Annotated in this window: 11 protein-coding genes; 5 read left to right on the top strand and 6 right to left on the bottom strand. The window is 46.8% G+C overall.

Annotation, left to right across the window (positions count from 1 at the left end; translation table 11 throughout):
• Window positions 1-59: 59 nt before the first annotated feature.
• The 4 genes from ACO6V1_RS19700 to ACO6V1_RS19685 all read right to left on the bottom strand — a co-directional run bounded on the left by ACO6V1_RS19700 (window position 60) and on the right by ACO6V1_RS19685 (window position 4,693).
• Entirely contained in the window at window positions 60-1,046 is a 987-nt protein-coding gene (locus ACO6V1_RS19700; protein WP_422448951.1) for a hypothetical protein, read from the bottom strand.
• A 78-nt stretch (window positions 1,047-1,124) separates the two neighbouring features.
• Window positions 1,125-1,280, bottom strand: coding sequence for a hypothetical protein (locus ACO6V1_RS19695; protein ID WP_422468137.1), 156 nt, complete (start codon window positions 1,278-1,280; stop codon window positions 1,125-1,127).
• A gap of 11 nt (window positions 1,281-1,291) precedes the next feature.
• A complete protein-coding gene (locus ACO6V1_RS19690; RefSeq protein WP_422468135.1) occupies window positions 1,292-2,278 on the bottom strand; it encodes a hypothetical protein in 987 nt (328 codons plus the stop codon).
• Window positions 2,279-2,743: 465 nt separating this feature from the next.
• Window positions 2,744-4,693, bottom strand: coding sequence for a BCCT family transporter (locus tag ACO6V1_RS19685; protein WP_422468133.1), 1,950 nt, complete (start codon window positions 4,691-4,693; stop codon window positions 2,744-2,746).
• A gap of 406 nt (window positions 4,694-5,099) precedes the next feature.
• Between ACO6V1_RS19685 and ACO6V1_RS19680 the strand changes: the two genes are divergently transcribed.
• Window positions 5,100-5,789: a hypothetical protein gene (locus ACO6V1_RS19680; RefSeq protein WP_422459981.1), complete on the top strand. Its 690-nt coding sequence runs from the start codon at window positions 5,100-5,102 to the stop codon at window positions 5,787-5,789.
• Between the two features lie 193 nt (window positions 5,790-5,982).
• Here ACO6V1_RS19680 and lpxL read toward each other — a convergent pair whose 3' ends face one another.
• On the bottom strand, window positions 5,983-6,936 hold the full coding sequence (lpxL, locus tag ACO6V1_RS19675) for an LpxL/LpxP family Kdo(2)-lipid IV(A) lauroyl/palmitoleoyl acyltransferase (protein ID WP_422448959.1): 954 nt from the start codon (window positions 6,934-6,936) through the stop codon (window positions 5,983-5,985).
• 130 nt (window positions 6,937-7,066) lie between these two features.
• On the opposite strand from lpxL, the gene minC reads away from it, so the two are divergent.
• Genes minC through minE form a run of 3 tightly spaced genes read left to right on the top strand, consistent with a single transcriptional unit; the run spans window position 7,067 to window position 8,979 of the window.
• Window positions 7,067-7,867: a septum site-determining protein MinC gene (gene minC, locus ACO6V1_RS19670; RefSeq protein ID WP_269673532.1), complete on the top strand. Its 801-nt coding sequence runs from the start codon at window positions 7,067-7,069 to the stop codon at window positions 7,865-7,867.
• 48 nt (window positions 7,868-7,915) lie between these two features.
• Window positions 7,916-8,731: a septum site-determining protein MinD gene (minD, locus tag ACO6V1_RS19665; RefSeq protein ID WP_422468131.1), complete on the top strand. Its 816-nt coding sequence runs from the start codon at window positions 7,916-7,918 to the stop codon at window positions 8,729-8,731.
• Entirely contained in the window at window positions 8,728-8,979 is a 252-nt protein-coding gene (gene minE / locus ACO6V1_RS19660; RefSeq protein ID WP_422468129.1) for a cell division topological specificity factor MinE, read from the top strand. Before minD ends, minE begins: the two co-directional genes overlap by 4 nt.
• Before the next feature lie 253 nt (window positions 8,980-9,232).
• Here the strand turns inward: minE and ACO6V1_RS19655 are convergent, their stop codons facing one another.
• Window positions 9,233-9,874 carry an RING finger domain-containing protein gene (locus tag ACO6V1_RS19655; RefSeq protein WP_422468127.1) on the bottom strand — a complete coding sequence of 214 codons (642 nt, stop codon included), beginning with the start codon at window positions 9,872-9,874 and terminating at the stop codon, window positions 9,233-9,235.
• A gap of 87 nt (window positions 9,875-9,961) precedes the next feature.
• Between ACO6V1_RS19655 and ACO6V1_RS19650 the strand changes: the two genes are divergently transcribed.
• Window positions 9,962-11,260 (top strand): M18 family aminopeptidase, encoded by a 1,299-nt coding sequence (locus ACO6V1_RS19650; RefSeq protein WP_422448967.1) that lies wholly within the window; start codon window positions 9,962-9,964, stop codon window positions 11,258-11,260.
• Window positions 11,261-11,609: the final 349 nt, after the last annotated feature.

Here is an 11,609-nt window from a genome sequence, read left to right as displayed (position 1 = left end):
AGTCAATATTATTAAAAATGATAGTTCTTAGATGCTGTCTATTTCCACCAGTCTCTGAATTAACTATACCCAGCCGGCTTTTTCATTTCTGCATACTTTTTGATAGTGTCGCAGAAGTCTTTTGTAATTTCTCCAAGAGGCTCATTGTGTGGGGTAAATTGATAATAATCAAATAACAGCTGCATTGTTTTCAGGAAAACTAACAAGTTATCACTGCCAATAAAATCTTTAAGAATACAATCACTCATGTGGGAACGAAAAGTTTCGCGCAATGCAGTACTATTAGATGAATATTTTAATAAAATATCAATTTTGTGATAATCTTTTTTTCCATCCTCATGCTGTAGTTTTTGTATTTCCTTCAGAAGGAAAATTGCATTTTCCTTCTCGCTGGAATTGTGATCAAGTCCTTCTGATTTATCAAGTAACGGATCAACCAATCCCTCAATAAGAATTTTAACTGAGTTGTGCCACGCATCCAGTTGCCGTTTCGTTTCCTCTGCAAACTCACTACCCCCATAAAATGTATCACAATCCCCGTTAGTCTTTTTGAGAATATCCTTTCCAAAATCATTCAATTTTGGTGAAAAGATGTTCAACTCCCTTTTTCTTACGGATGGAGGAAGTTCACTATCGTGATAATAGCCTGTAAAAGCAGTTAGCCTGGCGTTAAAGTCATCTACCAAACTATTCAAATGAGTAATTAACTCAAAGCTTTTATGATTAGCAATCAGTTTCTCCATCGGACTTATCGTTACAGCCCTGGTCTCAGAGGAATTTTCAGCAAGGGTCGTCACCCCTCGTTCTCTAAAGGGTTTTTCTTGAAAACTCGACATTTCATCAGGGAACTCATTATTTATAAACCTCAACATTCCTTGAATAGCTTCGCTGCATTTGCCTTTGTCAGACATCTTTAACGCCTTGACATTGTTTTGAAAGGCTTGAGAGACGGTAACAGTTACTAAAGCTGAGCTGTCAGACACCGTCTGAACTGTGCGGATATTGGAGGCATACTGATTTCTGCCGGTAGTAGTTGCAGGATACATGTTAGTATTCCCATATTTTTGTGAGTTAAAAGATATTCAGGATTGACCATAAGATGCAGTCAATGCCGGATTTTTCTCTCAGGAAAAGACTGCCGGCGAATATGCTTTTTCAGTTGAGCCCAGCACTTTATGGGCCTGACGTTCTGAAATTACGGTTTCTGTTGCCAGATCCTTCAGCCGTTCAAAGCGGGCCAGTACAAAACCTTCCAGGCTCCACGGATCCACTTCCTTCACCAGTCATTGAATTAATAATCGAACCCAGTCGGCTTCTTCATTGCTGCATATATTTGGATAGATTCACAGAGCTCATCTGTAATTTCACCAAGAGGCCCTTCGAATGGTATAAAATGATAATAATCAAATAACCGCTGCAGGGTTTTCTGGAATAGCATCAGGTTACCACTACCAATGAAATCCGTAAGAATCAAATCACTCAAGCGGGAACAAATATTCTCCCGTGGTGCATTTTTAGTTAAATATTTTAATATACCATCAATCTTGAAATAATCATTTTTCCCAACATTTTGCTTTAGACTTTGTATATCATTCAGAGTGGAAAGTGCTTTATCCTTCTCTGTGGAATTGTGATCGGGTCCCTCTGGACCATCAAGTAACGGATCAAGCAATCCCTGACTAAGAATTTTTACCGAGTTGTGCCATGCATCAAGCTTCTGCTTTGTTTTTACTACGGTTTTACTATCCGCGCGAACTCTTTCACAACCCTGGTTAGTCCTTTTGTGAATATCCTTGCCAAAACCTTCCAATTGCTTTGAAAACCTTCTCGAACCATCTTCTCTCAAGTGTGAAGAAATTTCATTATCTTGTGAATATTTTATAAAATATTTTAAGTTATTATTAAATTCTTCCACCATACTATTCAAATCAGTAATTAATTCAGGGCAGTTATGATCATCAACTAATTTTTTCATCGGACTTATCGATACAGCCCCAGTCTCAGAGGAGCTTTCAGCAAGGGTTACCCTTCGTTTATCCAAGGTTTGTTGAAATTTCGGCAGTTCATTAGGGAACTGATCATGTATAAACATCAACGTTTCTTGAATAGTTTTGCTGCGTATTTCCTCAGGCAACGACGTGATATGGGTTTTAAAGGATTGAAAAACGGCAGCAGTTATTAATGCTGAGCTGCCAGACGGCGGCTGGGCAGTGTGGGTAGCTGGCTGAGCTGTGTGGGTAGAGGGGACAAACTTATAGTCGGTAGTTGCAGGAAACATGTTAGTGTTCTCATACTTTTATGAGTTAAAAGATATTAAGGATTGACCATAAGATACAGTCAATGCCGGACTTTCTCTCAGGATAAGCCTGCCAATAACTTCCTTCATTTTTCCACCCTGCCAGCTTTAAACAAGTGGCAGAGCCTGATTTAGTCAGACTCATTCCAAACGGAGATCAGTAATTATTTCATTACGATCTTTTTGACCAGCAGCCTTATGATAAGTTCCAACTTTTCATACGATCAGTCAAAATATCAATGTGACTCAACCAATTCCCTCATGATCAGGTTACGAATTTCCTCGACAAACTTTACGAGGACTTTCTTGCCAGATGTATACCACCATACTGTCGTTAGCCCGTGTTTGTTTCCAGTATCACCAAATGCGATGGTTTCTGCTTTTTAAGCAAACCACATGGCCCAACCCTTTTACCAACAGGCTGGGCAGTGGTTAAACTTTAAAAAATCAAGCTCTACCCATGCGCATCAGAATTTCTTCTTTAGCCTGCAGACGCTCCAGCGCTTTCTGCTCTTCCTCTTTCTGACGCATCAGCTCATTAAACTCCATGCGCGCCTGCTGGGCCAACTCAGAAGCAGCCTGCCGCTTCTCATTGGCCTCAATGGCAACCCGGGTTAATCGCTCAACTTCCTCCAGCAATGGGGCAGGTGCATCCCCCAGATCAGACCCCGTTGCACCACGAGCCATAGCCTCCCGGCGAATCTGTTTTTTCAGTGCAGCCAGCGCTTCATGGGCCTGACGCTCTGCAATTACGGCGTCTGTCGCCTGATCTTTCAGCTGTTCAAAGCGGGCCAGTGCAGAACCTTCCAGGCTCCATGGGTCCACTTCCGGCAGTTCTTCAATATTGATGGTGGGTTCTTCGTAGCCTTCCTGGCGGGAGATATCCAGCATGGTGGCTTTCACTGCAGAAATCATCAACATCACCGCAATCACCAGCAGCGGCAGACCACCGACAATTGCTGCCGTCTGCAAGGTGGCCAGACCACCCATAAACATCAGCACAGAAGGCATCAGTGACAAAGTGAAAGCCCAGAACAGGCGGTTCCAGCGCATGGGGTCTTCAGTCACATTAGTCTGGACAACTGACGCGAGAATAAAGGAGATGGAGTCAAAGGTAGTCGCAGTAAAGATAATACAGAGCAATGTGAACAATACGATAACCACGTAACTGAACGGAAGCTGTTCAAGCACACTGAATATAGCGGTTGTTGGGCCTTCAGTATTGAGAATACCCACAACATCCAGTTGACCGGAAAGCTGGAGGGACAGACCAAAGTTACCCAGTACGATAAAGTACACCGCACACCCCAGGGAGCCACAGAAAATCGCACCGCCGAACATCTGTTTAATGGTTCGCCCTTTGGAAATACGGGCTACGAACAGTCCCATACTGGGTGCATATACCAACCACCAGGCCCAGTAGAAGATGGTCCAGTCCTGAGGGAAGTGGGTATCTTCAAAGGTGCCATAACCACCGAAAGGTTCTGCCCAGGTGGCCATGACGAAGAAGTTGGACAGCATCCGCCCAATGGAGTCCAGACCCGTCTCCACCATAAACAGCGTAGGCCCCACCACCAGGACAAAAGCCAGCAGACCCAGTGCTCCCCAGAAGTTGATATTGCTCAACAGCTTGATACCACCATCCATTCCCTTGTACGAGGAATAGGCAAACAGTGCCGTACACAACAGCAACACACCAATCTGGGTGCCATTTGTAGCTGGAATACCGGTCAGGTAGGTAATGCCCTCATTGATCAAAGGTGCCGCCAGACCCAGCGTGGTGGCAGCACCACCGAGCAGGCCAAAAATAAACAGCACGTCAATCACCTTGCCCAGAGGCCCTTTACTGCGGGCTTCTCCCAGTACCGGCATCAGGGCAGCTGATACCTTCAGAACCGGGTTTTTGCGCACATGAAAAAAGTAGGCAATGGGAATGGCCGGAATCATATAAATGCACCAGGCAACAGGCCCCCAGTGGAAGATACCGTAAGTGGCCGCCCAGCGAACCGCCTCTTCACTGCCCGAGGCCAGCTGAAAAGGCGGTGACTGATAATAGTAGGCCCACTCAATACAACCCCAGTAGAGAATACTGGCACCGATGCCACCACAGAACAACATGGCCGCCCAGGAGGTGGTCGAATACTCCGGTTTCTCATCGGCATCACCCAGCTTGATCTGGCCAATATCGGAAAATACCACGTAGGCCATAAACACCACGGCAGCCAGCCCCAGGCCCAGATAAAGCACCCCCATTGTGTCCGTCATAAAGGTTTTTGCGATGGCAATCCAGTGAGCGCCCTCATCCGGAAACAGTGCCAGCGGTATAACCACCAAGATCAACAAAATAACCGCACCAAAAAAGGTCGGCTTATCAACAAGCTTAAAATGCTCTTCCATAATCTTTGGTCTTCAATAATGAACAGCCGTTGCAGCTGTGAAAACAATAGTTATCAACTTTAAACAAAAAGGGACGTTAATTTTTTTTGGCTACATGTTCATGGTAAACATCCTGCCTGATATGCCATTCAAACCGGTCATTTATGCACCGGAGTTTCCGAAGAGATAATAAGCATAAAGACCTACAAAATCTACGGAAATATCCATTATTGAGCATATTGGATAGTTTCTGACACTCGCCTCCTGTCGGGGAAAGAATCGGTCTATCCCAACAAGAGTACAACTATTCAGCCTGGTAGCCTGCCTTACCGACAGTGATCTGGAATTATGTAATTATTTTATTATGTTCAGGGAACCCTCCTGTTTTTATTTTGTCCTACCAGATAAACAAGTAACGGTATGACTTATGATTCCTCCCTCTTCTTCTCTAACATCTTCGTTCATTGCCGGTGCTGGCCAGTCGCCAACAGAGCCGAACCAGCCGGAATCTATCTCTGGTGATTCTGTTGAGCTAAAGTTGTCCTCTGATGATGATTTTTATCTTTTATATGTTGGTTCTTACACTTCTCCGGGAACTTTAAAGCGAGAGACAATTGAACAATTAAACAAAGATCATCCGGGAATATTCAATGGCCTTGAAAATCCAGATGATTTATTTAATGCTGATCCCGTTAAATACCAGCCATTGGCAAAGTTAATTTATGATACTGATTACAGGGATCTTGAAACCATTTTGGACCCTGATATTGGCGAGCCTTGTTGGTCCGCCCAGAAAATGCTTTATGGTGAATACCAAGGTGATTTTTACAAGTTTGAGGGAGACTATGAAGGAACACAATGGGTTAGGGTTCATAGTGATAAGTATCAGCTTATGAAAAAAAATAAACAATTTGTTGCTCAACTGAGGGAATTTTTGTTTGATCAAAGTATGAGCAATGATGATAAAGTTGTGAACTTACAGATGCTTTTTCCTCCAGTCGACCAAAGTGGGGAAGATATAAGTGCTGATCAACTACGTGAGAATATGGATTTACTTTTTCGCAACACTTTCAAGCAAGCTCAACAGCGAGCCATTAATTCTGGCTTTAAGCCATAAGTTGTGACAAAAAGAAATGGCCATTGAACGACGGTTTCTATAGGTATTTTCAGACATCAGGGAAGTGCTGATGGCTTTATTCAATATAAGAGCAGCGTCCATCCAGCTGCCGCCCTCTGCAAGAACGCGGGAAACACTATTTCTGACTAAGGATATTTCCGGACACTCAATCAGTGAGCATTCAGACAGGCAGTCAGCCCCGATAGAAGTCCGCCTCCCCCTCAGGGCGATTTTTAAACCGCCGATGAAGCCACATATACTGCTCAGGATGCTTACGAATTTGCTGCTCGACAAACTGGTTAACCTGCAGCGCATCCTGAAAGTCGTCACCGGAAGGAATCCCTTCCAGGGCACAATGCAATTGAACCCGGTAGCCTTTGGCACCAGCCAGCCGGGTCACCGTCATGGGAATCACTTTCGCCCTGCCCGCTTTGGCAAGGCGTGAGGTACTGGTAATGGTCGCTGCGGGAATACCGAAGAAAGGCACATAGAGTCCATTTTTGATGCCATAGTCCTGGTCAGGAGAGTACCAGACGGTTCTGCCCGACTTTAATGAGCGCAGCATGCCACGAACATCCTTCCTTCTCAGCAACTGGCTGCCAGGATCAAAACGGTGCCTTAAACGACGCTGAACGTATTCAAAGACCGGGTTCCCATGCTCTCGATAGGTGGCATCCACACTGTGGCGCTGGGTAATCAGGCGACCTGCCAGTTCTATGGTGGTGAAATGCATAACCATCAGGAGGGTGCCATCATCAGACTTCAGGTTTTCCAGCCCCTGATAAGAAACGATGTTGTCCAACCTGCCGGCAGGCCACCACCAGGCGATGGTAACCTCCATAACACCAATGCCGACTGACTCAAAGTTTTTCTTCAGCAGTACCTCTCTTTCAGCCTGGCTCAACTCAGGAAAACACTTCTCCAGATTCACCCGGGCAACATGAACACGGTCACCCGCTACATGGTAAATGATACGTCCAAGCCATCGTCCCAGTTGGAGAAGCCAGCGATAAGGCAATAGCGAAGGAATAACGGTAAGCCCGATCACCAGCCAGGTAAGCCAGTACTTCGGGTGCAGATAGGCCCGGCGAAAGACGTCGTCTGCACGGGCATCAGCCTGCTTGTTAACATCAGGGTTTTGCGACATATAGGTTAATTCAATACTTGTATCTGAACGTTGAGTTCTCTACGCTACATTCTGTTGTATAAAAAGCTGACCATTTAATCTGCTGACTCTCGTCATACAAAGTCGTTATACACAACCAGAGTTGTACTTTATGACCCTTCAACTGCAAACCGGTACTGCAGCTTTCAAGATGACCGGTGGTATTTATACACTGACTACTCTTGAATTGCATTCTACCAATCCTGCGGATATCACCAATCAGCTGGAGAACATGACGCGCAAGGCACCCAAGTTTTTCCAGCAGACACCTGTCATCATCGCCTTCGACCAACTCAGCCCGGAACAACCACCGATTGATCTTTACCAATTGCGCCATAGCCTGCAACAGTTTGGCCTGATCCTGATTGCTGTTCGCGGCGGCCAGGAAAGCCATAAACAGGACGCCATGATGGCAGGCATTCCCTGGCTCCCGTCACCAAGGCAACGGAACCGGTCAGAAGAAAATTCTGCTGCTCATGTGGAAAGCCATGTTGAAACCAATGTGGTCATCATGCAGAAATCCCACACCGCCAGTCCCGCTGCAGCAGAGAGTGCCAACCAGACGCAAACATCACCAGTCATTCATAAGACCACACTTATAGAACATCCGATCCGCTCTGGTCAGCAGGTCTATGCCGAGGGCGATCTGGTCATTACCAGCCCGGTCAGTTCCGGTGCAGAACTTCTGGCCGCCGGTAATATACACGTCTATGGTCCATTACGCGGCCGGGCCCTGGCAGGTGTCAATGGTAATACTGACGCCCGTATTTTCTGCCTGCAGTTTGAAGCCGAACTCATTTCCATCAACGGTCAGTATAAAATGCCCTCAGCAGCCAGTAACAGTGATCCCCTCTGGGGCGGCAGTGTTATTGTATCCCTCGAGGCACAAAGCTTGCACATAAAGAAACTTTAAGAAATACTGGACAATAGTTCAGTTCTTGATTTATGACAGGATTTCACCTTGGCTCGTATTATTGTTGTGACTTCTGGAAAAGGTGGCGTTGGAAAAACCACCACCAGTGCTTCCATTGCAACAGGATTGGCTCTTAAAGGTCACCGGACAGTTGTCATTGACTTTGACGTAGGCCTCAGAAACCTGGATCTCCTGATGGGCTGCGAGCGTCGTGTCGTGTACGACTTTGTCAACGTAATTAACGGCGAGGCCGAGCTGCATCAGGCGCTGATCAGAGACAAGCGCACAGAAAACCTGTCCATTCTGCCAGCATCCCAAACCCGGGACAAAGAAGCCCTTACCCATACAGGGGTTGAAAAAGTCCTGAACCAGCTGGCAAAAGACTTTGAATACATCATCTGTGACTCTCCGGCAGGTATCGAACACGGCGCCCTGATGGCCCTCTACTTTGCTGATGAAGCCATTATTACCACAAACCCTGAAGTGTCGTCCGTCCGGGACTCTGACCGTATACTGGGTATTTTGCAAAGCAAGTCCCGTCGTGCAGTCGAAAACCTTGAACCCGTCAAAGAGCATCTACTGGTAACCCGCTACAATCCTGAGCGGGTGACACGGGGAGAAATGCTCAATATTCAGGATGTCGAGGAAATTCTGGCGATACCACTGATTGGTGTGATTCCTGAGTCCACCTCAGTCTTGAAAGCCTCCAACCAGGGGGTACCCGTCGTATGCAATACCGACAGTGATGCCGGTCAGGCATACAACGATGTGGTAGCGCGCTTCCTTGGGGAAGACATACCACACCGTTTTCTCGAACCCGTCAAAAAAGGGTTCTTACAGCGCATGTTCGGAGGAATAGGATGAGTCTTATGCAGCTATTCCGCTCACGCAAAGAAGATAACAGCGCCGCGATTGCCAAGGAAAGGCTGCAGATCATAGTAGCCCATGAACGAAGCAGTCGAAGTGGGCGTGATTTTCTGCCAGCCATGGAGCGGGATATTCTTCAGGTTATTCAAAAATACATAGAGATCCAGCAGGAGTGTATTGACATCAAGCTGGACTCTCAGGATGGTTGTTCTATCCTCGAGGTCAATGTACAGCTGCCGAACTAGTGCAGAAAAGCGTTCATACCCGTACACCCAGTTCATCCTGAGCTTGTCGAAGGATGGTGCCACCGTACTTCGACAAACTCAGCACAAACGGTATGGATATCAACGCCTGGCCACACTTGGAGCTTGACCGAGAATAGATTGCCTTACGGCAGTTGCCACGTAGGGCAGTCTATTCCTGGACAACTTCTTGATCCCCCGTAAAATGAAGTCAAACATATTTTTTGTGAGATCACTACCTATCGCTTTAACCCGGTCAAAAACCCAAAAGCCATTTCCGACCTAGCCAACCGGCAGTAATGAGCGAACAGTTGACAATACCTTCAGTCACTATTTTTTGGGGCAGATTATGATAGTGATTGTTTTGAGTGCCAAGCCTGCCGAAAAATACAGACATTACATCATCACTGACTTCTGAGATGTATCTTATGGCGAGGGTACAAGCAAGATCAGCAGCTACAACAGTGGCATTATAGCGGGCCAACGCCTCAAGATTGGTTGCAAAAAAAAATCCAACATAAACAAGTGTGCACGCCAACACCGTTCGATTGTACAGGGTTTTGTAGAATTGATCCTTCAATGCACTGGTAAAACTGCCGTCAGGAGTCTCTTTTGGTAGAAAAAAATTTTGCCTGCACATGGGGCAACGTGTGTTCCTTTCTCGCCATTCGATAATGCATGAACGACCGAAGGCGTGCCCACACTTCAGGGTAGATAATGCATGGTCAGGCTCTTGGGAAAAATCCTCAAAGCAAATGAGGCAAGGGTTTTCAGCAGATGTTTGAGGGATCATGCTTATTTCATTCATTTGGGTAAATTCATTCGTATTATTCTTTTTAGACAGAGCAATCAACAACAAGTTCATACAGCCACTTACTTTAGTGGGCTCAGGCAGCATTATCCAATCCTGCAACAGGTCAGTTTCAACAATGAAATAAAACCTATCTTTGTAGTAAGATCACCGCTTACATTGCAAGGTAGCGCCATGAGCAAAGAACACTTTAATCAGGAGCTTATCCAGTTCCTCAATGCTTCTCCGACCCCTTATCATGCAGTAGCCACCATGGTGGCCAAACTACAGAAAGCGGGCTTCCAGCCATTGAGTGAGTCCGAATCCTGGTCTCTCAAAGAGGGCGGAAAATATTACGTAACCCGTAACGGATCATCCATCATTGCCTTTACCATGGGCAAACCTGAGCTGGGTGCCAGAATGGTAGGGGCACACACCGACTCGCCCTGCCTGAAAGTAAAACCACAGCCAGAGTTAAATAAGCACAGCTATTTTCAGCTGGGTGTTGAGGTTTATGGTGGCGTCCTGTTAAACCCATGGTTTGACCGTGACCTCTCCCTCGCCGGCCGTGTCCAATACCTCAACGATCAGCAACAGCTTTGCCAGCAACTGATCAATTTTGAGCGTGCAGTCGCCATTATCCCCAGCCTGGCTATTCACCTGGACCGCGAGGTCAATAGTGGCCGTGCCGTCAATCCACAAACCGATATCCCACCGATCCTTTTTCAACTGGCCGATGGCGAAACCGTCGATTTCCGTGAACTGCTGAAACAAGAGCTGATACGTCAAGGGCACAGCGACTGTCAGCAAGTGATGGAATACGACCTCTCTTTCTATGACACCCAAAGTGCTGCCGTTATTGGCCTGAACGGTGACTTTATCGCCAGTGCCCGCCTGGATAATCTGCTCAGCTGCTATGTGGGTCTGGAGTCTCTGCTCAATCATCAACCATCAGACACCACAGCCCTGTTGGTATGCAATGACCATGAAGAGGTGGGCAGTGTCTCAACCACCGGAGCCCAGGGGCCTTTCCTGAAGAGCGTACTGGAAAGAATGTATGGCACCGGTGAGGCACTGACCCGGGCCATGAACCGCTCCATGCTGATTTCAACGGATAATGCCCACGGCATCCACCCCAACTATGCCAGCAAGCATGACGAGCATCACGCACCGAAACTGAATCATGGGGCAGTCATCAAAGTCAACGCCAACCAGCGTTATGCCACCAATGATGAAACCTCGGCCCTTTACCGCACCCTTTGCCAGGCCAGCGGCAGCAAAGTTCAGCACTTTGTTACCCGTACCGATATGGCCTGTGGCAGTACCATTGGCCCACTGACTGCTGGCGTACTAGGCGTACGCACACTGGATCTCGGGCTGCCAACCTTCGGCATGCACTCAATCAGAGAGCTGGCCGGGAGTGAGGATGCCTTTGAACTCAGCAAAACCCTGGCCCATTTTATGACCCTGGCCAAACTGCCATTCACTGAATAATTAATCATCAGCTGGCTCTTGAACGAGAGCCAGCAAACTCTCCGGACATCTCGTTTTATTGACAAAACACAACGCGAAGCCCCGTCATACCTACAATTTCAGACTCCAATTATCCGGCCGATATTGCTAACCTCGATCATGTCATCAGACCAGCCAACATTGCAGGCAACCCCATGAAACCCGAAGCCAACAACCGGCCAACACTGCGCTCAACCTCAAACGCCAGGAACGCTTTTTCACTTCATCGCAGTACGATTAATTCGGTCAAGCCGTTGCTAAAGGCTTCTGCAACACTGCCTGCGGCAAAGTCATTTGATGAGACTGGCGGCTATATCAAAGGTTATAACTA

The organism is Endozoicomonas sp. ALC013 (assembly GCF_049310205.1).
In the GTDB taxonomy this organism is placed as follows: domain Bacteria; phylum Pseudomonadota; class Gammaproteobacteria; order Pseudomonadales; family Endozoicomonadaceae; genus Endozoicomonas.
Note: the sequence above shows the minus strand (reverse complement) of the source record. Positions and strands in the feature narration are given on the sequence as shown.